This is a genomic window from Aquipseudomonas ullengensis (assembly GCF_014174475.1).
Lineage (GTDB): Bacteria > Pseudomonadota > Gammaproteobacteria > Pseudomonadales > Pseudomonadaceae > Aquipseudomonas > Aquipseudomonas ullengensis.
The window spans coordinates 287,524-310,257 of sequence record NZ_JACJUD010000001.1 but is presented as its reverse complement, the minus strand read 5'-3'; the positions used below and the strand labels follow the sequence as shown (position 1 = coordinate 310,257).

Sequence of the window (22,734 nt, the reverse complement as noted above, 5' to 3'; positions counted from 1 at the left end):
TTATGTGATAAGCCGGGGCGTCCTTACAAAGTCTTTACTCGTATTTCCGCTCTGGCATCGGTGCGCAGGCTCAGTAGCAGCCAGGCCAGCAGCGGATAGGCGAGGGTCAGCAGGGCATGAAACAGGTCGACGCGCCGCAACGGGCCGATAAAACCCTGGGTGCCGACGACCAGGCCGGCGACAGCAAATAGCCCGACCACCGCCAGCGCGGCCGCCGGCGGGCCGAGACGTTGCCAGTGACGTAGGCCGGCAAAAGCAATCAGCAGCAGGGTGAGCAGGTTCAGCAGCAGGCGATAGGTCGGCTCGACCTGCAGCCATTGGGCTGCCAGCAGAAAGCCGACCAGTCCCAGCACCGCCAGGGTGCCGGTTGCCCGGCTCCAGGTCTTGCCCAGGCTCAGGCTGGTGGCAGCCAAGCCCAGCAGAGGCAGGCCCAGGTAGCTGCTCATCTGGCTGAACGCGCTGTGCTGCGGGCCCCAGCCCGGGTCGATGGCATAGCGCATTACCCCGCAGAACGCGGCGAGAGCGGGCAGGCCGAAGCCGAGCAACAGTGCGCGCTGCAAGGCCTGGCCCTGGAAGGCGCGGCGCAGCACCCAGGCGCTGGCCAGGCAGGCCAGCACCAATACGCCATCGCTGAACGCGGTGCTGTACTGCATCACTTGAGCTGGGCGAAGGCGCGTTCGGCGGCGTCGAGGGTCAGCTTCAGCTCGGCCTCGCCGTGGGCGATGGAGGTGAAGCCGGCCTCGAAGGCGCTCGGTGCCAGGTACACGCCGCCGTCCAGCATCAGATGGAAGAACTGCTTGAAGCGCTCGGCATCGCTGGCCATCACGTCGTCGAAGGTGACGATGTCGTCGGCACCGCTGAAGTACAGGCCGAACATGCCGCCGGCCTGGGTGGTGACGAAGGGAATGCCAGCGGCATCGGCAAGCGCCTGCAGGCCGGCCAGCATGCGGCTGGTGTAGTCGGTCAGTTCGGCGTGGAAGCCCGGGCGGCTGATCAACTTGAGGGTGGTCAGGCCGGCGGCCATGGCCAGCGGGTTACCCGACAGGGTGCCGGCCTGGTAGACCGGGCCGAGCGGGGCGATGCAGCCCATGATCGCGCGCTTGCCGCCGAAGCAGCCAACCGGCATGCCGCCGCCGACGATCTTGCCGAAGGTCGACAGGTCCGGGGTCACGCCGTAGTGCGCCTGGGCACCGCCGAGGGCGACGCGGAAGCCGGTCATCACTTCGTCGAAGATCAGCACCACGCCGTGCTTGTCGCACTGCTCGCGCAGGCCTTCGAGGAAGCCCGGCGCTGGCGGTACGCAGTTCATGTTGCCGGCCACGGGCTCGACGATGATGCAGGCGACGGTCTTACCGACTTCGCTGAGCATCTGCTCGACTGCGGCCAGGTCGTTGAACGGCAGGGTCAGGGTGTGTTTGGCGAAGTCCGCCGGTACGCCCGCCGAGCTCGGCACGCCCTGGGTCAGCAGGCCGGAGCCGGCTTTCACCAGCAGGCTGTCGGAGTGCCCGTGGTAGCAGCCTTCAAACTTGATGATCGCATCGCGGCCGGTGTAGCCGCGGGCCAGGCGGATGGCGCTCATGGTCGCCTCGGTGCCGGAACTGACCATGCGCACCATCTCCATGGACGGCACCAGGCTGCACACCAGGTCGGCCATCTCGGTTTCCATGGCGGTCGGTGCGCCGTAGGACAGGCCGTGCTGCAACTGGTTGCGCACCGCGTCGAGCACGTCCGGGTGGCCGTGGCCGAGGATCATCGGGCCCCAGGAGCCGACGTAGTCGACGTAGCGTTTGTCGTCTTCATCGGTGACGTAGGCGCCTTCGGCATGCTTGAAGAACAGCGGGGTGCCGCCGACGCTCTTGAAGGCGCGCACGGGCGAGTTGACGCCGCCGGGGATGTGTTTCTGCGCGTTGGCGAACAGGGTTTCGGAACGGGACATGGCAGGTCTCTCTCGAATCAGGATGACGGGAACAGCACGCTGAACGCGCGTGCGCGCCGCTCCACCTCGGCGGCGGAGGGGGCGGAAAACAGGGCGTGGATCACGGCCAGCAGGTCGGCGCCGGCGGTGATCAGCGAGCCGGCGTTGTCCAGGGTGATGCCGCCGATGGCCACCAACGGCACATTGAAATGCGCCCGCGCATGGGCCAGCAGGTCGGGCGTGGCCGCAGGGGCGCCGGGTTTGGTGTTGGAGTTGAAGAAGCGGCCGAAGGCCAGGTAGCTGGCGCCTTCGCGACTGGCGGTGGCGGCCAGTTCCAGCTCGGCATGGCAGGTGGCGCCGATGATCGCCTGGCGCCCGAGCAGGGCGCGGGCGGCGGCCAGCGAGCCGTCGCCCTGGCCCAGGTGCAGGCCAACGCCGAGGCGGGCAGCCAGTTCGGCGTCATCGTTGATGATAAACTCGGCGCCGTACTGGCTGCACAGCTCGCGCAGGGCTTCGGCCTCGCGCAGGCGGCGGGCGCTGTCGTCGGACTTGTCGCGGTACTGCAGCAGGCGCGTGCCACCTTTCAGCGCTGCTTCCACATAAGGCAGCAGCTTGCCGTCAGCGAGCAGTTGGCTGTCGGTGATGGCGTACAGGCCACGCAGCTTCTTCACAGGCAGCTCTTCATAGCGAGAAATCCAGCGGCAGACGGCGCGGCACGAACTGGCCGCGACCCGGTTGCTCGGCGTCACGCAGGGTGCGCCAGGTGTAGTCCAGGGCGGAGCGCACGGCGCTGCTCAGTTCCTCGCCCAGGGCCAGGCGACCGGCCAGGGTGCTGGCCAGGGTGCAGCCGGAGCCGTGGTAGCTGCCGGGCAGGCGCTGGCAGGTGAAGGTGTGGCGGCTGCCGTCACGCGAGTACAGGCGGTTGTGCACTTCGGATTCGTCGCCGTGGCCGCCGGTGATCAGCAGGTGCTGGATCTTCGGCAGCAGCTTCTCGGCGCATTCGTCGGCCGTGCCGTTCGGCAGTTCGGCGAGGATGCGCGCTTCCGGCAGGTTCGGCGTGGCGATGGCGGCGACCGGCAGCAGGCGCTCGCGCATGGCGTAACCGACGTCGTCCTTGCCCAGCGAGCCGCCACCGCCGGCGCGCAGCACCGGGTCGCAGACCAGCGGGATGCCCGGCAGCAGCTGCATGATCTCGACGACCGTATCGACCATCTGCACCGAGCCGAGCATGCCCAGCTTGACGGCGGCCACCGGCAGGTCAGCAATGATCGCGTGGGCCTGGGCCAGCACCCACTCGCGGTCGAGGACGCGGAAGTCGGCGACGTTGACCGTGTCCTGCACGGTCAGCGCCGTGACGGCGGGGGCGGCGTGGCAGCCCTGGGCGAGCAGGGCTTCGATGTCCGCCTGCAGGCCGGCACCACCAGATGGATCGTGACCGGACAGGCAGAGGACGACGGGGCGGGAGTTGTGTCTGTTCATGGCGGGCGAGCTTACCACTTGCCGGCAGAGCGCCCAAACGGGGGCGAAAAACTTGTCGCAGTGGGCGGCTTTTACTCGCCGGGCGCTGTGCTAGAGTGCCGCAATTAGAACTATGGACGCTGCGACACACCCTGCGCGAGAGGAGGGCTCTCCGGTGCTGGTCGCCAGAGTCTTTGCGGGGCGGCATGCGCTACGGTCTTTTCATCATTTTCTGGCTTTTCAGCTCGCTGGCGCAGGCCGTCGAGTTCGACGAGCACACCCGCTACATCACCCTCGGCCCGCTGATGCAGGTGTTCGAGGACGTGCGTGGCGATGCCACCATCGAGGAAGTCAGCTCTCCCGCCCTGGACGCCAGCTTCCGCCAGAACGGCAAGCCGGTGCTGAATGCCGGCTACTCGCGCTCGGTGTTCTGGTTGCGCCTCGACCTGCTGTTCCGCCCGACCCAGCCGGGCAAGCCGAAAACCTGGCTGCTGGAATTGGCTTATCCGCCGCTCGACCACCTCGACCTCTATCTGCCCGACGGCAACGGTGGTTATCGCCTGGCCGAGCGCACCGGTGACGCGTTGCCGTTCAGCAGTCGGCAGATCCAGCAGAGCAACTACCTGTTCGACCTCGATCTGCAACCCGACCAGACGCAGCGCATCTACCTGCGGGTGCAGAGCCAGGGGTCGATGCAGATGCCGCTGGGGTTGTGGTCGGGGCGCGCGTTCATTGAAGAACAGCCGCTGCGCATCTACGTGCTGGGTATCATCTACGGCATCCTGCTGGTGATGCTGGTGTACAACCTGTTCATCTTCCTCAGCGTGCGCGACACCAGCTACCTCTATTACATCTTCTATATCGCCTCGTTCGGCCTGTACCAGATATCGGTCAACGGCGCCGGCGTGCAGTACTTCTGGCCGGACAACCCCTGGTGGGCGAACGTTTCCACGCCGCTGCTGATCGGTTCGGCAGCGCTGTTCGGTTGTCAGTTCGCCCGCAGCTTCCTGCATACGGCCGAGCACAGCCTCTGGGTCGACCGGGCCCTGCGCCTGCTGATGGCGGTGGGCGCGCTGGTGGTGGTGCTGGCGCTGACCGTCAGCTACGCCGTGTCGCTGCGCGTGGCCACCTACCTGGCCCTGCTGTTCACCGTGGTGATCTTCACCGCCGGCGTGCTCGCCCTGCTGCGCGGCATGCGCGTGGCGCGCTACTTCATCATCGCCTGGAGCGCCTTCCTGATCGGCGGGGTGATCAACACCCTGATGGTGCTCGGCTACCTGCCGTATACCTTCCTGACCATGTACGCCAGCCAGTTCGGCTCGGCGCTGGAGGTCGGCCTGCTATCGCTGGCCCTGGCCGACCGCATCAACGCCATGAAGGAAGAGCGCGCGCGCATCCTCCAGCAGGCCGGTGCGGAACTGGAAGTGCTCAACCGCGAGCTAGCCGACAGCAATCGCCTGAAAGACGAATTCCTCGCCACCGTGACCCATGAACTGCGCACGCCGATGAACGGGGTGATCGGCTCCCTGGAGCTGATGCAGACGGTGCGCATGGATGTCGAACTGGAGCAATACCAGAAGACCGCCGCCAGTTCGGCGCGCGACATGATGCGCATGGTCAACGACATCCTCGCCCTCACCGAACTGCAGGCCGGCAAGCTCTACCCGCGACGTCAGCCGTTCAGCCTGCGCGGGTTGTTCGACGGCCTGCGCGCGCAGTACTGCCAGAAAGCCACCGACAAGGGCCTGACCTTCGACCTGGAGCTCGACGCCAGCCTGCCCGACACCCTCGAGGGCGATGCCGGCAAGCTGGCGCAGAGCCTTGGCTACCTGCTCGACAACGCCATCAAGTTCACCCACCAGGGTGGTGTAGCTGTGCGCGTCAGCAGCCCCAGCGCGCAGACGGGCAACGTGCCGCTGCGGATCGAGGTGCGCGACACGGGTATCGGTTTCACGGCGCCGGCCGATGGCAGCCTGTACCAGCACTTCAAGCAGCTGGACGGTTCGATGACCCGCCAGTACGGCGGCCTGGGCATCGGCCTGGCGATCTGCCGACAACTGGTCGAGCTGCTCGATGGCACCCTGCAGCACCAGTCCCTGCCGGGGCAGGGCAGTGTCTTCGTGGTGTCCCTGCTGCTCAGCCTGCCGGCTCAGCCACGCGAAGTGGCGCTGGTGGCGCGCCGGCCTACTGGCTCCCCGCGCCGGCATCCCGAGCAGTGCACCGTGCTGGTGGTCGAGGACAACGCGATCAACCAGCTGGTCACCCGCGGCATGCTGCTCAAGCTCGGCTACCGGGTGCGCACCGCCGACAACGGCGCCGAAGCCCTCGAACGCCTGCGCACAGAGCCCATGGACGTGGTGCTGCTGGATTGCCAGATGCCGGTGATGGACGGCTTCGCCACCTGCCGTGCGCTGCGCCAGTTGCCGGGCTGCGCTGACCTGCCGGTGCTGGCCATTACCGCCCACAGCCACAGCGGCGACCGCGAGCGCTGCCTGGCCGCCGGCATGAGCGACTACATGGCCAAGCCGGTGAAGTACTTGGAGCTGCAGACTCTGTTGCACGACTGGGTGCTCAGCCAGCCCGCGCGGACCGAATAGCCCCGCCAGCACCCGCGACCGCTCGCGGGTGATCGCGCGGCTGGCCGTGATTTGCGCATTCTTTGGCCGGATCGTCGTCTTCTCTCAAGGTCTGAACCGTGATTCACTGAATTCAATTGATGAATCCGGATTCAGCCCATGGTCTACCGCGCCTCCACTCAACGCATCGATCGCGACCAGGAACTGCGTGAGCGCATCCTCCACTGCGCCCGTGCGCGGGTCAGTGAGGGCGGCTTTGCCAGCCTGACCATGCAGGCCCTGGCCGAGGATGCCGGCATTGCCACCGGCAGCCTGTACCGTCACTTTCGCAGCAAGGGCGAGATTGCCGCCGAGGTGTTCAGCAGTGCCTGCCGGGTCGAGGTCGATGTCTTGCGGGAAATCCTGCAGGGCCCCGGTACGCCGGCACAGCGTCTGAGCGCCGGTCTTGAGCAGTTCGCCGCACGTGCCTGGCACAGCCGGCGCCTGGCCTTCGCCCTGATCGCCGAGCCGGTGGATGCCGAAGTGGACGAGCAGCGCCTGCTGTTTCGCGAGGCCTATGCCGATCTGTTCATCGAGTTGCTGGAAGAGGGCGCGCGCCTTGGCGCCTTCCGGGTCAGCCATATCTCCCTGGTGGCCGCCTGCCTGGTCGGCGCCATCGCCGAAGCCCTGGTCGGCCCGCTTTCGCCGCCAGCCCGTGCCGCGCGTGAAGCCGGCACTTCGGCCATGGACCTGGCCACCGTCAGCCAATCCCTGATCACCTTCTGCCTGCGCGCCGTCGGCGCCCCGGAGTCCTGAGATGTCCCTGCACGAATTCGCCGAAACCCACGAAGTGTTCAACCAGGTGCCCTCGCTCGACGGCGCCAACCTGTACCGCGTCGACCTGCCGCTGCAGGAGTGGACGCGGCGCTTCGGTGGTGGCTGGGCCGAGGACAAGCTGGATACCTACGGCGCCCTGGCCGGCGGCCCGCTGATGGCGGCGGGTTTCCTCGCCAACGAGAGCAAGCCGGTGTTCAAGAGCCATGACCGCTACGGCCATCGCGTCGATCTGGTGGAGTTCCACCCGGCCTACCACGAGCTGATGCGCACGGCGATCGAACACGGCATCCCTTCCGCCCCGTGGACCGATCCGCGGGCCGGCGCCCAGGTCGCTCGCGCCGGCATGAGTTACCTGCACAGCCAGGCCGAGGCCGGCAGCGGCTGCCCGCTGACCATGACCTACGCCAGTGTGCCGGCGCTCAAGCTGCAGCCGGAAGTGGCCGAGATCTGGCTGCCGAAAATCCTTGCCACCGAGTACGACCCACGCAACGTCGGCATTGAGCACAAGGCCGGGGTCACCATCGGCATGGCCATGACCGAGAAGCAGGGCGGCACCGACGTGCGCGCCAACACCACCCGGGCGCATGCGTTGGGCATGGGCGGCCCGGGCCAGGCCTACGAACTGGTCGGCCACAAGTGGTTCTGCTCGGCGCCGATGTGCGATGCCTTCCTGACCCTGGCCCAGACCGACAAGGGCCTGAGCTGCTTCCTGCTGCCGCGCCACCGCCCGGACGGCACGCGCAACCAGTTCTATATCCAGCGCCTGAAGAACAAGCTGGGCAACTGGGCCAACGCCTCCAGCGAGGTGGAATTCCGTGGCGCCCTGGCCTGGATGGTCGGCGAGGAAGGTCGCGGCGTGCCGACCATCATCGAGATGGTGGCGCTGACCCGCTTCGACTGCATGATCGGCTCCAGCGCCCTGATGCGTCAGGCCCTGACCCAGGCCGCGCATCACTGTGCCTACCGCAAGGTCGGCGGCCGGGTGCTGGCCGAGCAGCCGCTGATGCAGAACGTACTGGCCGACCTGGCCCTGGAAAGCGAAGCGGCGCTGGCCCTGACCCTGCGCATGGGCAGGGCGCTGGACAACCCGCACGACGAGCAGGAAGAGAAATTCGCCCGCCTGGTTACCGCCATCGGTAAATACTGGATCTGCAAACGCGCCCCGGCGATGGTCAACGAGGCCGCCGAATGCATGGGCGGCGCCGGCTATGTCGAGGAGACCATCCTCCCGCGCCTGTACCGCGAGGCGCCGGTCAATTCCACCTGGGAAGGTTCCGGCAACGTGCAGTGCCTGGACGTACTGCGCGCGCTGTCCAAAGAGCCAGGCGTGCTCGATGCGCTGTTCGCCGAGCTTGGCGCTGGCCACGGCGATGCGCGCCTGAAGGCGCACATCGCGAAGTTGCAGGCGGCCTTCCGCGACACCGGCGACATCCAGTATCGCGCGCGCCAGCTCACCGAAGACGTGGCCGTGGCCCTGCAGGCCAAGCTGCTGCTGGAAGCCGGCAACGCCACGGTGAGCGATGCCTTTATCGCCAGCCGCCTGGCCGATGGCGGCCGGGTCTACGGCACCCTGCCGCGCGGTATCAATGCCGAAGCCCTGATGGCGCGCAGCACGCCGCACCTGATCTGAGGCGCGTTCAGCGCTGCTGGCGGCGCCAGTAGGCCAGGTAGGTCAACGCCAGCAGTGCGGCCAGCGCACTCGGTCCGAGCAGAGATCTGTAGCGCCACTCCAGGTAACCCTGGGCGCCGAGCAGGCCGCCGCCGATGAAGCCGGCGATCAGGATCAGGTACAGCAGGATGCGCCGCCGATCCGCCGGCTGCCCGCGTAGCTTGAGGCCGAGCATGATGCCGAGGTCGGTGAACAGCCCGGTGACGTGGGTGGTGCGCACCACTGCGCCGCTGTAAGTGCTGGTCATGGCGTTCTGCAGGCCGCAGGCGGCCGAGGCCAGGTAGTGGCCGACGTCGCTGCCGCGCTCCAGCATCAGCATCGCCAGCAGCAGCGCGAGGCTCTCCGCCAGCAGTGCCACGCTGTAGCGGCGGCCGAGCTTGAGCGACTGGTTGCCGATCACGCAGCCGCTGATGGCGGCGCCAAGCACGAAACTCAGCAGGATCAGCAGCAAGTGCAGGGCGCTGGTCAGTTCGCCCTGGGCGAGCTCCACGCCGAGCAGGCTGGAGCTGCCGGACAGGTGCGAAACACCCTGGTGGTTGAAGCCGAGCAGGGCGATGGCGTTGACGCTGCCGGCGATCAAGGCCAGGCAGAAGCCGCCAATTTCCACCCAGCGTGGCAGTTGATTGATCATGACGAGCACTCGGCGAGGACGCCCCCCGGCGTCGTCGCCTTACTTATGCCTGAATCCTAACGGCGAGACTATTCGCCGTTAGGAGAGTGCCCGGCGCGCCAACGGCAGTGCACCGAACGCGGCGACCACGAACAGGCTGACCGCCAGGCACAGGGCCAGCGGCAGGCCTTGTGGGCCGATGCCCATCAGGGCGCCACTGAGCAGCGGGCCGAGCAGGCTGCCGACACCCCAGAGCATGCCGACGCAGGCGTTGGCGGTGACCAGCTCGGGGCCGCGAAAGTGTTGGCCGATCAACACCAGGGCCAGGGTGTAGATGCCACCGGCCGCCGCGCCGAGCAGCATCAGCGCCGGCCACAGCAGCTCGCGCTGGTCGATCAGCCAGGGCAACGCCAGGCCCAGGGCGAGGGTCAGCACGCCGCAGGCCAGGTGCAGGATGCGTCGATCCAGGCGATCGGACAGCCAGCCCAGCGGCACCTGGAACAGCATGTCGCCCAGCAGGATCACGCTGGCCATCAGCGCCGCCACGCCCACCGCGTAGCCATGACTGCTGGCATACACCGGGAACAGCGACAGCACCACTGCATCGAAGAAGGCGAAGAACAGCACGCCCAGGCACAACGCCGGCGCGACCCGCAGAAAGCCGACCAGGGAAAAGCGCCGTGGCGCCTCTTCGGCCGATTCCGACCAGTCTGCCGGCAGGCTGTGCCAGACCAGCGCCAGGGCCAGCAGGTTGGCCACCACCACCAGTAGCACTGGCCAACTGCTGCTGGCGCCGAACAGGCTGATCATCGCCGGGCCACCCAGCTGGCAGCCGGTGAAACAGGCGGCGTAGAAGGCCACGACCTGGCCACGGCGCTGTTCGCTGCACAGTTCGTTGACCCAGGACTCGCCGAGGATCACCAGCACGCCCATGCCCAGGCCGAGCAGCAGGCGCGCGCCCACCAGCAGGAGCTGCGGGGGCTGCGCCGGCAACAGCGCCAGGGTGCCCAGCAGGCACAGCACGAAACACAGCAGGTACAGTTGGCGGCCGCTGAAGCGGCGGCACAGGCGGTTGACCAGCACGGCGGCGAGGATCATCCCCACGGCCGGCAGGGCCGACAGCACGCCGATGGCCAAGCTGCCGGCACCGGCCTCGTGCTGGCGCAGGGCAACCAGCGGTAGGGTAGCGCCCATGCTCAGGCCCACCACCGATACGGCAAAGATCAAAACAAACAATAACCAGCGTTGCATGACGCTCTCCTGCCCCATAGGCCGGGGCGTGGCCAACGCGAAACGAGAACACCCGCGCCCTGTGGTGCGGGTGACGATCAGAGAAGTGCAGGGCTTGCGCGGGGCGGCCGACAGCGGCCAGCCACAACGCAGCGTGCGACTCAGGCGCGGAGGGCGGGAGGCGAGAAGGTGAAGGCGAACAGCACGCTGCGCCGGCGCTTGAGCAGCGCGTCACGCGGCCAGGTGCGCGCCAGCAGCCGCGGATCGGGCTGGGCGGAGCAGGGCAGGTGAGCGTGCGACGACATGGGCGGGTGCTGGCTGTCACGAAGGGCCGCGCAGTCTAAGGGCCGCCCCTGATGGGGTCAACGCGTACCGCCAGGCGGTTCAGCGGCGCTGCCAGGTCATCTTGCCGGTGTTGCTCTCGGTCACCAGATAGGGCTGGCTGAAGTGGTAGCGGGCGGCGGGCTGGTACTCCTTGCTGCCTTCCAGTTGCACCAGCAGCAGGCCGTTTTCGCTGCGCCAGCGGCCACTGTATTGCTGCTCGCCGGGGCGGTCATAGCTCCATTCGCTGCCACCGGCGACTGTGCGTCGCCACTGCTCGATGCTGCCGTCGGCGCGGATGCGCAGGGTGGTGACCATGCTCAGCGAGGCGAATTCGGCGCCGGTGCTGTTGGTCATCTGCTCGTAGACCCAGGTGCCCACCAGCTGCGGGTCCTGGTCCGGGTTGCTTGTCAGCGGCGCTGACACCGTGGTCACTGCCGCCGCCGGGGCTGCTGCTGTGCGCTCGAACAGGGCCTCACGCACCAGCGTCTGGCCATTGGCCGGGTCGCGCGCGGCGAGGCTGGCGTTGAGCATGTCGTTGGCATAGTTGGCGTTCATGTTGGCCAGTACCTGGCCGGAACGCGGGTCGCGGATCTCCACCTGCAGCGCCTGGCCGTCGAACTGGCCGCTGAGCGGCAGGCGCAACCTTTGGTTCTCGACATACTCGCCGGTGACCTGCTGGCCCTGGCTGTGCAGGATCAGTTCGGCCGGCTGGCCGTCCAGGGTGGCGTGGTAATGGCCGTCCAGTTCGGCGGCCAGCACCGACAGCGGAAGGGCGAACAGGCAGAGGATCGACAGGGCGCGCACGGCGGCTCTCCTTGGCAGCGATAGGCCAAGCCTAGATCGCCGGAGCGGCTCTTGCCGCCTAGCCTGCCCGCGCGTGCGAGTGGTTACGGGTGAGTGGTGCTGTCCGTGCTGCCGCGCTGGTGCGTGGTTGCCAGGGCCAGCGCCTGTTCATGCTGGTGGCTGGCGAGGATGGCCGGCTGGATCAGCTGATCCAGTTCCTGCAGCGCCTGCTCGCGGGCGGCCTCGCTGATGTCGCGGTTGCCGGCCAGCTCCATGCCCCGCAGGGTGTACTGCGCATAGGACTCTTCGTCGGCGAAGAAGGCCCTGGTCACCATCTCGCCGAGGTATTGCCGGCGCAATTGCATGACCTGCTCGTGGGTCTGGCGCATCAGTGCCAGCTGGGCGGCGGCATCGTGCTGCTGCGACGCGCTGAGTGGCTGGTCCAGCAGGGCGATGAGCGCCTGCTTGTAGGTCGCGTAGTGCTCCAGCAGGGCGAAGAACTCCTGCATGGCCGGCGCTTGCAGGCGGCCATGGGTATCCTTGGCCAGGGCGGCCAGTGCGGCTTTGCGGCCGATCAGGTCGATGCGCCCGATGAAGTAGTCGAGGTAGTCGTGCAGGGCCGGGTCGATGACCAGCTTGCCCTCGGCATCCTGGCGCAGCGCGCCGTCGACCTGGGTGTCGCTGGGCAGGGCGCTTGTGCTGCTGGCCGGCATGGCGATGTCGGGCGCATTGGCCTGGCTTATGGGCGCTGGTACGGGGGCGGCAGCTTGCGTGTGCGCCGCCGGGGTTGTTGTGGGGCAGGCGGAGATGTCGGCTTCGTTGGAGGCGGGCAGTTCCGTCAGGATGGTGGCGCCGGCCAGCAACATGGCACCGACGGTCAGCAGGCTCTTGTCTGTCATGGCAAAGACTCCCGTACAGAGGCCAGCGAATAACGCCGAAGGGGCGCGACCGCGCGGGCCATGTGCCCGGGCGCTGCTGGCTGAATAAATGGGGTGGGCGTCCCTGCCCGGATAGTCTTGGTGGGGGTGCTAAATCCCTTTGCTCTGATCGAAATCGCTCAGGCCGATGGGGTGTTGGGGTTGGGTGTGGCCGATGGCGGCCAGGCTGGGTGTGTAAGGATCAGGCGGCTGGTCAGGGCGATCTGCATGCGGTTGTGCATGATTCTGTCTCCTTCTTTTTCTTATGGGGTGGCCGGGCGCGTGCATCCGACGCGGTAGTCTAGGAATCGCCCGGGGGCCCTCAAATCCACAGGAAGAATGAATCGGCGATGCATATTTTTTGCCGGGCGTTCGTACTAAGGAGCGGTAGTAAATCCGCGGCTGCTCATACTTGGAAAAGCGCATCAGCTGAGCCGCAGGCCGCGTCAGCCGTGGCTTCCAGTGTGGCTGGGTGGATTGCGCAAGCGCGGGCTGTACGATGCGGTTGAGTACCGCCGCAGGCCGCTTGCAGGACGGCCCGGTGAGCACCGACCGAGCTTCGCCAGACTGGCGGCCGGCGCCGGCAAAGGCGCAAGATAGGGCCGTCTTTCCAGCCAGGAAGCTGCCCCGTGTCTGCCATGCCCATCAGTGAATTCGTTGTTGCCGCCACCGCCGAGGAGGCCGTCGCGCGCCTTGCGGCTCTGCATCAGCAGGCCGTCAATGCCTTGAGTCAGGCACTCAAGTTGTATCTCAAGGAACGCACGCAGCCGGGCGAGGGGCAGCGTGCGTTGTTCCGTTATCCCGAATTGCGCCTGACCTACCACTGCCAGGGTGAGGTCTCGAGTACGGTACGCGCCTACGCCAAGGTCCAGGTGCCGGGTACTTACCGGGTGACTGTTACCCAACCGGACGCTTTTCGCGGTTACCTGCTCGATCAGCTGCGCCCGCTGATGGAAGATTTCACCGTCACCGTGGAAGTCGGCTTCAGCCAGCAGAACATTCCTTACCCCTATGTGGTCGACCAGGGCGACGAACTGGCCGGCTCCGGGGTCAGCGCTGCCGAGTTGGCGCGGGTATTCCCCAGCACCGACTTGTCGGCGGCCACCGACTCGGTTGCCGATGGCCTGTATGGCTGGGGCGACAGCAGCGACCTGCCGCTCGCGCTGTTCGACGCGGCACGCACCGACTTCTCGCTCAAGCGCATCCAGCATTACACCGGCAGCGACTGGCGCCATGTGCAGCCGTGGATCCTGCTGACCAACTACCACCGCTACGTCGACCAGTTCATCCGCCACGGCCTTGAGCAGCTGCGCGACAACCCGCGCTTCATGCGCATGGTGCTGCCGGGCAACGTGATCATCGAGCGCGGCACGTCCGAGGAAGACGCCCAGGCGGTCGCCGATGCGGTGGTCTGGCACCGCTACCAGATGCCGGCCTACCACCTGATCGCCAACGACGGCCACGGCGTGACCCTGGTGAACATCGGCGTTGGCCCGTCCAACGCGAAGAACATCACCGACCACCTGGCCGTGCTGCGCCCGCATTGCTGGCTGATGATTGGCCACTGCGGCGGCCTGCGCCAGTCGCAGACCATCGGCGACTATGTGCTGGCCCACGCCTACATGCGCCGCGACGGCATTCTCGACCGCGTACTGCCGCCGCATATCCCGATCCCGGCCCTGGCCGAAGTGCAGCAGGCGTTGCAGGAAGCGGCCGCCAGCGTCACCGGCGAGCGCGGCGAAACCCTGAAGAAGCGCCTGCGCACCGGCACCGTGCTGACCTACGACGATCGCAACTGGGAGCTGCACTGGGCCCACGAGCGGCCGCTGATCAACCTGTCCCGCGCGGTGGCGGTGGATATGGAAAGCGGCACCATTGCCGCCCAGGGTTACCGCCTGCGCGTGCCCTACGGGACCCTGCTGTGCGTGTCGGACAAACCGCTGCACAGCGAGATCAAGCTGCCGGGCTCGGCCAGTGGCTTCTACCAGCGCGCGGTCAGCCAGCACCTGTCGATCGGCATCACCGCCCTCGACCTGCTGCGCTGCCAGCTCGACTCGCTGCACTCGCGCAAGCTGCGCAGCTTCGACGAACCGCCGTTCCGTTGAGTGCTGTTACAGCCTGTTTGCGCTTGAGAGAGCTTTCAGGCCGCTCGGAGCCCAGCCCCCGTCAGTAGGCCGAGTGGAGGTGTTGCGCAGGGGGGCGAGCCGCAGGGATGCGGCGAGAGGCGTAAAGGGCCAGGGATGGCCCTTGTACGCCGGCCCCCGGAGCGGCACCGGAAGGAGGGGAGTCGAGCGTAGCGAGACCCGAATGTCGGGCGCGCTTTCTCTTTGGTTACTTTCTCTTTCGCGCGAGCAAAGAGAAAGTGACTCGCCGGGAGGCGAAACCCGGACCGAAGCGTTCTTCGGTAAATAGCCAAGTGAACAATTCAGAAGAATCTACAGCGGCGGCACCGACCACTGATACCCGGGCACCGGCACGCGGAATGTATCCGGGTCGACCTGGCGCTCGCTCAGGGAGCGGGCCAGTTCGCGCGGTGGTTCGAACTGGCCTTCGTCACTCAGGTTGAAGGTGCCGAAGTGGATCGCCAGGCTGTGGCGTGACTGCAGCTGCTGGTGCGCCTGCACCGCGTCGTCCGGGCTCATGTGGTTGTCGCGCATGAACCAGCGCGGCGCGTAGGCGCCAATCGGCAGGGCAGCGAAGCGCATGGGGCCGAAGCGCTGGTTAATCAGGCGAAATTCCGGGCCCAGGCCGGTATCGCCAGGAAACAGCAGCGGGCCGTCTGGCGAGGTGATGACGAAGCCCAGCCACAGGCTGCGATTGGTGTCGCTGCGGGTGCGCGACGACCAGTGCTGCGCCGGCACCGCATGCAGTTCCAGCGCCTCGCCCAGGGGCAGGCTTTGCCACCAGTCCAGCTCCTGCACACGGCTGAAACCGGTCTCGCGGATCAGCTCGGCATTGCCCAGGCCCGTCACCACTTGCGCCAGCGGGAAGCGCTCGCACAGGCTGCGCAGCGTCTGCAGGTCGAGGTGGTCGTAGTGGTTGTGGCTGACCAGGATCAGGTCGAGCGGCGGCAGCTGGTCGAGGCTCAGCCCCGGCTGTTGGTAGCGGCGCGGGCCGACGAAGCTGAACGGGCTGACGCGCTGTGCCCAGACCGGGTCGGTGAGGATGTTCAGGCCGCGATGCTGGATCAGCACGGTGGCGTGGTTGATATAGGTGATGCGCAGCTCGTTGCCAGTGACTCGCTCGGCCACCGGCGCGAGGTCATTGGCTGCGGGTTGCTCGACCCAGCGCGCCTGCTTCTCGCGGCTGAGTTGCCACTTGAGCACGGCCCACAGGCTCTTGTGCGGTTTGGGTTCGATATTGGCGAAGCGCTGGCCATTGAAATGGTCCGATGGGGCGCCGTGATAGGGGCGATTGCCCTTCCCGGCGAGGGTGCGCAGGTTGATCAACCAGGTGGGGCGTAGGGCACGGGGCATGGTGGCGCTTCACTCCAGCAGGGGATGGACGTCTACCTTGCACGTCCATCCCGTCGCTGTCAGCAGCGGCCCTGTAACCGAGCTTTTCTTGCAGCGGCTGTTTACGATTTTCAGAATTAAAGCCAGACAAGGCAAAAGTGGCCGAGGGAGCGGAATTTACAGCTGTAAATGAGCATCCCGAGGCCGCTTTTAACGCAGTGTGGCTGACAGTCTGAAGATCGTAGGCAGTCGCTTAGCGGCTGGCGTCGAGCACCACGCGATAGCGCGCCTTGCCGGCGCGCAGGTGGTCGATGGCTTCGTTGACCTGGCTCATCGGGAAAATCTCCACCTGCGGCAGGATCTGGTGACGGGCGCAGAACTCCAGCATGGTCGCCATGTGCGTCGGCGAACCCACCGGCGAGCCGGACAGGCTCTTCTGCTGCGGGATCAGGCTGAACACATGCACCGGGATGGCGCTCGGCACGATGCCGACGAAGTGCAGGCGGCCCTTGCCACGCAGGGTGCCGAGCAGGGCGTTCCAGTCCAGGTCGGCACTTGCGGTGATCAGCAGGAAGTCCAGGGTGCCGGCAATCGCCTTCAGCGCGGCGCTGTCGTTGGATGCCACCACCTTGTGGGCGCCCAGGCGCTGGGCTTCTTCCTGCTTGCTCAGCGAGGAGGTGAAGGCGGTGACTTCGCAGCCCCAGGCATTGAGGAAGCGCAGGGCCAGGTGGCCGAGGCCGCCGATGCCGACCACGCCGACGCGGTCGGTGGGCTTGATGTCGTGTTCCAGCAGCGGCGCGAACACTGTGGAACCGCCGCAGAACAGCGGGCCGGCCGCGCTCGGGTCGAGGCTGTCCGGCAGGGCGATGGCCCAGGCCCAGTGGGCACGCAGGCGGTTGGCGAAACCGCCGTTGCTGCCGACGATGGTCGGTTTCACCGTGCGGCACAGCTGGTGGGTGCCTTCCATGCAGGAGCTGCAGTGCATGCAGCTGCCCTTGTACCAGCCGATACCGACGCGCTGGCCGAGCTTGAGGCCGCGTACCTGGTCGCCGACGCGCACGATCTTGCCGACCACTTCATGACCGGGGACGAAGGGGAAGCGGGCGTTGCCCCACTCGTTGTCGATCATCGACTGGTCGGAGTGGCAGATGCCGCAGAATTCCACGGCCACCTCGACCTCTTCGGCGCCCAGCGGGCCGGGGGTGAATTCGTAGGGTTTCAGGGCGGCGCCGGCGGCCATCGCGGCCCAGCCGGTAAAGGTGTCGAGTACGGACTCGGTGCTCATCTGTGGCTCCTTGATCGGGCGATAAAACAACCCCGGCAGCATAGCTGCCCAGGCGCCGTTGCGGGGCACGATCAGCGGCGCTGATAAGCCAGCCGTGGCCTCGGTTACACTGCGCACCCCTGTTGCCTGCCGAACCTGCCATGCCCCGTCCGCCTCGTCCTTCCGCTCCCCGCCGCCCTGCCGGCAAACCGGCCCCGCGCCGCGAGGCCAAGGCGCCACCGGCCGAGCCGCGGCTGATCGTGCTGAACAAGCCGTTCGACGTGCTCACCCAGTTCCAGGACGAGCAGGGCCGCGCCACCCTCAAGGATTTCGTCGCGGTGCCCGGTGTTTATCCGGCGGGCCGTCTGGATCGTGACAGTGAGGGCCTGTTGCTGCTGACCAACGATGGCCGCCTGCAGGCGCGCATTGCCGATCCCAAGCACAAGCTGGCCAAGACTTACTGGGTGCAGGTGGAAGGCGAGCCGAGCGAGGATCAGCTAGCGCAGTTGCGCACTGGTGTGCAGCTCAACGACGGCCCGACCTTGCCCGCCGAGGCGCGGCGCCTGGACGAGCCGCAGCTGTGGGAGCGCAATCCGCCGGTGCGCTTTCGCAAAAGCGTGCCGACCGCCTGGCTGGAGCTGGTGATTCGCGAGGGGCGCAATCGTCAGGTGCGGCGGATGACCGCTGCCGTGGGCCTGCCGACCTTGCGTCTGGTGCGCGTGCGCATCGGCCCGTGGAGCCTGGATGGCTTGCAGCCCGGCGAGTGGAAGGACCTGCCGCCGCAGTTGTAGCGGTGTGGCGCTGCTCACTCGCAGGGATAACCACGTAGGGTGGATCACGTTTCACCGATCCACCGAGCGGGGTCATTGGTGGATGAACAGAGCGTCATCCACCCTACAAGACTGCCGCTCCTGCAGGATCGGGCTGTTGCTATCCACAGGGGCTTTGGCGATCAGCCGTGGATGCCGCGCGTCACTTCGATGATGTAGGTGATCAGCGGCTTGGCCAGGAAGGCGAACAGGCACAGGCCCAGGCCGAGGAACAGGATCGCCGTGCCCAGGCGGCCGGCCTTGGACTCCTTCGCCAGGTCCCAGATGATGAAGAACATGAACACCATCAGCCCGCCGACCAGGACGTACATCATCAGGTTTTCGAACTGTTCGGTTTCCATGGCGGCCTCGCGGGTAGGACTGGGACTTCAACGGGGCGGCGATTATACGGCCCCGGGATAGTCCGCAGTAGCATCCGTTCGGCCCTGCGGCGTTCAGCCGCGCAGGTGCTCCAGCGGCAGCTCGGTGGTGGCGATCACCGAGTCGAGCACGAAGCTGGAGCGCACGCTGGTCACACCCTCGATGCGGGTCAGCTGGCCGAGCAGGAATTTCTGGTAGTGATCCATGTCCGGCACCACCACCTTGAGCTGGTAGTCGGCGTCCATCCCGGTCACCAGGCTGCACTCCAGCACTTCCGGGCATTGGCGGATCACCGCCTGGAAGTGCTCGAAGCGCTCCGGGGTGTGGCGGTCCATGCCGATCAGGACGAAGGCGGTCAGGCTCAGGCCGAGCTTCTTGCGGTCGAGCAGCGCCACCTGGCGGGCGATATAGCCGTCGTCTTCGAGCTGCTTGACCCGTCGCGAGCAGGGCGAGGGCGACAGTCCGATACGCTCGGCCAGCTCCTGGTTGGAGATGCGCGCGTCGCGCTGCAGCTCGGCGAGAATACGCAGGTCGTAGCGGTCAAGCTTGTTCATGGAGGCATCTTTATTTGAATGGATTGCGCTGGCTACTTTAACAGTGGTGAAAAATTGCGCAAGTAAGGCTCTGCTGAGCAATATTCGCAATCCTGTGCTGGCGCTGCGCCGTTAAGCTTTCTCTCAGTTTCAAGGCCCGGACGTAGATGTCCACCCGCAGCGCCCAATCAGGTGCCGCGGCGCCGGCGGTCCTACCGGATCGTGCAGGCCCCCGGGTCCGCACCGCCCAATCAGGCGGGCGAAGAAAGCGGCGACACGATCGCCAGCGCCGGACAAGAAAAAGGGGAGGCCAAGTGCCTCCCCTTTTTCTTGCGCGCGATTTCCCTTAGACCAGCGCGGCCAGCTTGAGCAGCCACCAGGCCAGCACCAGCAACTGCACCAGGAAGCCGGCGAAGCGCAGCCATACGAACAGGGGGCTGGTGCTGATCAGGTGGATGGCGGCCTGGAACAGCCGCGCACCGAGCAGCACGCAGGCCAGCGGGTCGGTGATCGCGGTCTGCCCGCTGGCGATGGCGTAGAGCAGCACCGCGGCCTGCATCGGCAGGTTTTCCAGGCAGTTGGCGTGGGCGCGCACCAGGCGCTGGCCGAAACCGCTGGGGGTGTTGCTGCCGTCGGGGGCGAAGGCGTTGACCTTCATCCGCCCACCGAGCACCAGCAGACCGCGCTGGTTGACCATCAGCAGGACGAGAATCAGAGGCAGGGCGACCAGGCCCAGCAGGGCGATGGCGCTAGGGGAGAGTGGCATGTGCAGTTCCTTGATGTTGTTTTTGGAGTGGGAAAGCGTCGCCAGTCTAGAGTTTTTAGAGTAATTGCTCTAGTTGGTTTTTCGGTTTCTTGTCGCGCCTTTACCTTGTCTTTACCCCCACTTGACGCCCGCTCTGGAACACTGGGATCTGCCAGATTCGGAGTACGACCATGAGCACCCCCAAACCCCTCGCCCTGACCGATGTGCTGATTTTGTTGTTGCTCGGCGCCACGGCCCTGTTGCCGGTCGATCAGCCACCTTCCGTGCGCCACCAGCCCGAGCGAGTCAGCGTGAGCCATTCTGTCGGTGCAAGCGCGCTGGCGATGAACCCGACGGCGGATGCGCTTACCGCGACCATGAGCCTCTGACCGCCTCTGGTTACGCCGGCCCCTGGCGCTTCCACTGCCCCGGTGCGTAGCCGGTCCAGCGGCTGAATGCGCGGGAAAAACTGGCCGCCTCGGCGTAGCCCAGGCGCTGGGCGATGCTGTTGAGGTCCAGGCGCGAGTCGCTCAGCAGGCGTTCGGCCAGGCGCTGCTTGATCTGCTCGTTGAGCTGCTGGAACCCGTGGCCTTCGCTGGCCAGGCGGCGGTGCAGGGTGCGTTCGGAAAGGCCGAGGCGCTGCGCCACTTCGCGGCCGCTGAGCAGGCTGGCTGAGTCGCGGATCAGCACCTGCTGCACCAGGCGCGCGGTGGGCGCCTTGACCAGACTGTGGGAAATCTCCAGGCACAGGCGCTCGCACAGCTGCTCGCCCTCGCTGTGGGCGCTGATATGTGCCTGAGGTAGGTTGAGTTGCAGGTCGGCATGGGCAAACAGGATGCCGTTGCGCGTGCCATCGAACTGCACCGGGTAGGGAAAGTCGCGCTGCAGGGCGACGAGATCGGCCGGGGCGCCGCTGGTCATCTCTACCGCCAGGGGCTCGATGGGCCGCTGCAGCAGTTCGCAGGCCACACCCAGGCAGCCAGCCAGGCCGCGCTCGATGACAAAGGCGCGGGCATCCTGTGGCAACACACTGGCATCGAACAACAGCCAGGTGCCGCGCCGCTCGGTCTCGATGCGCGCCGGGCACAGGGTCAGGGCCAGCAACTGGAAGCGGCTGAAGGTGGCGAACGCCTCGCCGAGGGTGCGGCTGGCGAGCATGGTGAAACCCAGCAACCCCAAAGACGTCAGGTGATAGCGCTGCCCGGCGACGAAGCCCAGGCCCGGGCGGCCGGCATGCTCGATCAGATTGCGAATCACCGCCAGCTCCTGCCAGGCCTCGATCTGCGCATTGCGCTGCTGCAGCGCCGCGCTGGAGATGGCGCTGCCGATCAGGCAGGTTGTGGTATCCACACCCTCTGCCTGGGCGGTTTCCAGCAGGTAGAGCACGCCCGTCAGCGGACGGTTCTGGCGCCAATCCATCCGGGGATTTCCTTGTTCAGGTCAGGTTCAAACGGATCAATAAGCTGGCAGTGATTATCATTTTTTGGCGGTGATCATCATGGTCGAGCCTAGCATTCGCCCTGCATTCTGTAAGCACTCCAACAACAACGAGAGCGAGCCATGAGCGAGTTCATCTACTGCCTGCCCAGCCATAACCGTGCCGCCAGCTACAGCCACATGCGCGTGACCCCAACCACCGGGGCCATCGGCGCAGACGTCGAAGACCTGGACCTGACCCGCCTCAGCGATGAGGGCTTTGCCGAGCTGCGCCAGGCGCTGCTGGCGCACAAGGTGATCTTCATCCGCGACCAGGCGCTGAGCGTCAGCGATCTGGAACGGGTCACCCAGCACCTCGGCGAATTCGGCCGCGAGCCCTATGTGACCTGCATGGACGACCATCCCCATGTGGTGCACGTGGTCAAGGAAGCCACGGAGAAGACGCCTTTCGTATTCGGTGGCGCCTGGCACACCGACTGGACCTTCCAGGAGCGCCCGCCGGCGTTCACTTTGCTCTATGGTCATGACATCCCGCCCTTCGGCGGCGATACCTGCTACGCCAACCTGGCGCTGGCCTACGAATGGCTGTCGCCGGGAATGAAAAAGCTGCTGGAAAACCTCGACGCGGTGCACAGCCCGGAGATGGCCTACGGGGTCAACGCCCGGCACAACGCGCTGCTGGAAAACATGGCGATCCGCTACGGTAGCGACACCTCGGCGGAGACGCGCAGCCACCCCCTGGTGACCCGTCATCCGGAAACCGGGCAGAAGGTGCTGTTCATCAATCCGGCCTACACCTCCGGCATCAAGGGCCTGCGTCCGGACGAGGCGCGGCCGCTACTCGACTACCTGTTCAAGCTGGCCACCACCGAGGCGTTCACCTGCCGCATGCGCTGGCGGCAGGGCACCCTGGCGATCTGGGACAACCGCAGCACCTGGCATATGCCGGTGGCCGACTACCACGGCATGCGCCGCGAAATGTTCCGCACCACCGTGGTTGGCGAGGTGCCCAGCCGATGAGCCTGCCAATCACTAGCGATGCGCGTTTGCTGGACGCGACCAATAGCCTGGCCACTGCCCGCGCCCAGCGTCAGCCCGGGCCACGGGTCAGCGAGACCTTTGCCCTGGCCAGCCTGGACGAGGCTTATCAGGTGCAGTTGGCGGGTGTGCACAACGTCCTGGCCCAGGGCCGTCGTTTGAGCGGCGCCAAGGCCGGGCTGACCTCGGCGACGCTGCGCGCCGCGCTGAAGGTCGAGGAGCCGCTGTATGGCTGGCTGTTCGCCGACACCGCCTGCCGCTCGGGCGAAGCCATCGTCTGGGAGCGCTTGCTGCAACCGAAAGTCGAGATCGAGATCGCCCTGCTGCTGAGTGCGGACTTGCCCACTGGCGAGATCAGCCAGGCGCAGTTGCTGGCGAGCATCGCCGGGGTAGTACCAGCGCTGGAAATCAACGACTCGGCCATCAGCGGCTGGCAGCTGACCCTACTGGATGCGGTCGCCGACAACCTGTCTTCCGGGCTCTATGTCTTGGGCGATCAGGTCGTGCCCTTGGCGCAACTGCACGGGCAGCCGCTATCCGCCACCTTGCTGAGCAATGACCAGCCGTTGCGGGCGAATGTGCCCGTCGTGCTCGACGATGTGTTGGCCACGGCGCTGTGGCTGGTGCGCAAGATGGCCGCGCTCGATCAGCCGCTGCGCGCCGGCGATGTGCTGTTGACCGGGGCGCTGGCACCGATTGCCGAGGTCGCTCGGGGCGACCGGTTGTGCTTGCAGGTGGCGGGGCTGGGCGAGGTGGCGTGCTCGTTTAGCTGAA

Annotated in this window: 23 protein-coding genes; 8 read left to right on the top strand and 15 right to left on the bottom strand. The window is 66.6% G+C overall.

Annotation, left to right across the window (positions count from 1 at the left end):
- Nucleotides 1-23 precede the first annotated feature (23 nt).
- The 4 genes from H3H51_RS01355 to H3H51_RS01340 are packed head-to-tail and all read right to left on the bottom strand — an operon-like array spanning nt 24 to nt 3,394.
- On the bottom strand, nt 24-653 hold the full coding sequence (locus H3H51_RS01355; RefSeq protein WP_183087223.1) for a hypothetical protein: 630 nt from the start codon (nt 651-653) through the stop codon (nt 24-26).
- Nucleotides 653-1,936, bottom strand: a complete 1,284-nt coding sequence (hemL, locus tag H3H51_RS01350) for a glutamate-1-semialdehyde 2,1-aminomutase (protein ID WP_183087222.1) — start codon at nt 1,934-1,936, stop codon at nt 653-655. The genes H3H51_RS01355 and hemL overlap by 1 nt, the downstream gene beginning before the upstream one ends.
- Nucleotides 1,937-1,953: 17 nt before the next feature.
- Nucleotides 1,954-2,586 (bottom strand): thiamine phosphate synthase, encoded by a 633-nt coding sequence (gene thiE, locus H3H51_RS01345; protein WP_183087221.1) that lies wholly within the window; start codon nt 2,584-2,586, stop codon nt 1,954-1,956.
- Between the two features lie 10 nt (nt 2,587-2,596).
- Entirely contained in the window at nt 2,597-3,394 is a 798-nt protein-coding gene (locus H3H51_RS01340; RefSeq protein WP_183087220.1) for a hydroxymethylpyrimidine/phosphomethylpyrimidine kinase, read from the bottom strand.
- A 185-nt stretch (nt 3,395-3,579) separates the two neighbouring features.
- Between H3H51_RS01340 and H3H51_RS01335 the strand changes: the two genes are divergently transcribed.
- From H3H51_RS01335 to H3H51_RS01325, 3 genes are all read left to right on the top strand, one after another.
- Nucleotides 3,580-5,970 (top strand): hybrid sensor histidine kinase/response regulator, encoded by a 2,391-nt coding sequence (locus H3H51_RS01335; protein WP_183087219.1) that lies wholly within the window; start codon nt 3,580-3,582, stop codon nt 5,968-5,970.
- A gap of 138 nt (nt 5,971-6,108) precedes the next feature.
- Entirely contained in the window at nt 6,109-6,744 is a 636-nt protein-coding gene (locus H3H51_RS01330; RefSeq protein WP_183087218.1) for a TetR/AcrR family transcriptional regulator, read from the top strand.
- Nucleotide 6,745: 1 nt separating this feature from the next.
- Complete coding sequence (locus tag H3H51_RS01325) at nt 6,746-8,395, top strand: acyl-CoA dehydrogenase family protein (RefSeq protein WP_183087217.1); 1,650 nt, start codon at nt 6,746-6,748, stop codon at nt 8,393-8,395.
- 7 nt (nt 8,396-8,402) lie between these two features.
- Here the strand turns inward: H3H51_RS01325 and H3H51_RS01320 are convergent, their stop codons facing one another.
- The 5 genes from H3H51_RS01320 to H3H51_RS01300 form a co-directional block, all read right to left on the bottom strand.
- A complete protein-coding gene (locus H3H51_RS01320; protein ID WP_183087216.1) occupies nt 8,403-9,065 on the bottom strand; it encodes a YoaK family protein in 663 nt (220 codons plus the stop codon).
- A 78-nt stretch (nt 9,066-9,143) separates the two neighbouring features.
- A complete protein-coding gene (locus tag H3H51_RS01315; protein WP_183087215.1) occupies nt 9,144-10,295 on the bottom strand; it encodes an MFS transporter in 1,152 nt (383 codons plus the stop codon).
- Nucleotides 10,296-10,435: 140 nt separating this feature from the next.
- On the bottom strand, nt 10,436-10,579 hold the full coding sequence (locus H3H51_RS01310; RefSeq protein WP_183087214.1) for a hypothetical protein: 144 nt from the start codon (nt 10,577-10,579) through the stop codon (nt 10,436-10,438).
- A 79-nt stretch (nt 10,580-10,658) separates the two neighbouring features.
- Nucleotides 10,659-11,402: a hypothetical protein gene (locus H3H51_RS01305; protein ID WP_183087213.1), complete on the bottom strand. Its 744-nt coding sequence runs from the start codon at nt 11,400-11,402 to the stop codon at nt 10,659-10,661.
- 83 nt (nt 11,403-11,485) lie between these two features.
- Entirely contained in the window at nt 11,486-12,280 is a 795-nt protein-coding gene (locus H3H51_RS01300; protein WP_183087212.1) for a lipase secretion chaperone, read from the bottom strand.
- A gap of 656 nt (nt 12,281-12,936) precedes the next feature.
- On the opposite strand from H3H51_RS01300, the gene amn reads away from it, so the two are divergent.
- Nucleotides 12,937-14,403: an AMP nucleosidase gene (gene amn, locus H3H51_RS01295; protein WP_183088002.1), complete on the top strand. Its 1,467-nt coding sequence runs from the start codon at nt 12,937-12,939 to the stop codon at nt 14,401-14,403.
- A gap of 330 nt (nt 14,404-14,733) precedes the next feature.
- Here amn and H3H51_RS01290 read toward each other — a convergent pair whose 3' ends face one another.
- Complete coding sequence (locus tag H3H51_RS01290; RefSeq protein ID WP_183087211.1) at nt 14,734-15,774, bottom strand: MBL fold metallo-hydrolase; 1,041 nt, start codon at nt 15,772-15,774, stop codon at nt 14,734-14,736.
- 232 nt (nt 15,775-16,006) lie between these two features.
- Nucleotides 16,007-17,038 (bottom strand): NADPH-dependent aldehyde reductase Ahr, encoded by a 1,032-nt coding sequence (ahr, locus tag H3H51_RS01285; RefSeq protein ID WP_183087210.1) that lies wholly within the window; start codon nt 17,036-17,038, stop codon nt 16,007-16,009.
- A 140-nt stretch (nt 17,039-17,178) separates the two neighbouring features.
- On the opposite strand from ahr, the gene H3H51_RS01280 reads away from it, so the two are divergent.
- Nucleotides 17,179-17,808, top strand: coding sequence for a pseudouridine synthase (locus H3H51_RS01280; protein ID WP_235981266.1), 630 nt, complete (start codon nt 17,179-17,181; stop codon nt 17,806-17,808).
- A gap of 161 nt (nt 17,809-17,969) precedes the next feature.
- Here the strand turns inward: H3H51_RS01280 and H3H51_RS01275 are convergent, their stop codons facing one another.
- The 3 genes from H3H51_RS01275 to H3H51_RS01265 form a co-directional block, all read right to left on the bottom strand.
- Nucleotides 17,970-18,188 (bottom strand): DUF2788 domain-containing protein, encoded by a 219-nt coding sequence (locus H3H51_RS01275; RefSeq protein ID WP_183087209.1) that lies wholly within the window; start codon nt 18,186-18,188, stop codon nt 17,970-17,972.
- Between the two features lie 93 nt (nt 18,189-18,281).
- A complete protein-coding gene (locus H3H51_RS01270; RefSeq protein ID WP_183087208.1) occupies nt 18,282-18,761 on the bottom strand; it encodes an Lrp/AsnC family transcriptional regulator in 480 nt (159 codons plus the stop codon).
- Nucleotides 18,762-19,086: 325 nt separating this feature from the next.
- Nucleotides 19,087-19,506, bottom strand: a complete 420-nt coding sequence (locus H3H51_RS01265) for an MAPEG family protein (protein WP_183087207.1) — start codon at nt 19,504-19,506, stop codon at nt 19,087-19,089.
- A gap of 170 nt (nt 19,507-19,676) precedes the next feature.
- On the opposite strand from H3H51_RS01265, the gene H3H51_RS01260 reads away from it, so the two are divergent.
- The gene (locus H3H51_RS01260) at nt 19,677-19,874 is read left to right on the top strand and encodes a hypothetical protein (protein WP_183087206.1); all 198 of its coding nucleotides are present in this window, start codon (nt 19,677-19,679) and stop codon (nt 19,872-19,874) included.
- 10 nt (nt 19,875-19,884) lie between these two features.
- On the opposite strand, the gene H3H51_RS01255 is transcribed toward H3H51_RS01260, so the two are convergent.
- A complete protein-coding gene (locus H3H51_RS01255) occupies nt 19,885-20,904 on the bottom strand; it encodes an AraC family transcriptional regulator (protein ID WP_183087205.1) in 1,020 nt (339 codons plus the stop codon).
- Between the two features lie 141 nt (nt 20,905-21,045).
- On the opposite strand from H3H51_RS01255, the gene H3H51_RS01250 reads away from it, so the two are divergent.
- Both H3H51_RS01250 and H3H51_RS01245 read left to right on the top strand, forming a co-directional pair.
- Nucleotides 21,046-21,942, top strand: a complete 897-nt coding sequence (locus H3H51_RS01250; protein ID WP_183087204.1) for a TauD/TfdA dioxygenase family protein — start codon at nt 21,046-21,048, stop codon at nt 21,940-21,942.
- Nucleotides 21,939-22,733 (top strand): 2-keto-4-pentenoate hydratase, encoded by a 795-nt coding sequence (locus H3H51_RS01245; RefSeq protein WP_183087203.1) that lies wholly within the window; start codon nt 21,939-21,941, stop codon nt 22,731-22,733. Before H3H51_RS01250 ends, H3H51_RS01245 begins: the two co-directional genes overlap by 4 nt.
- The last annotated feature ends 1 nt before the right edge of the window (nt 22,734 follow it).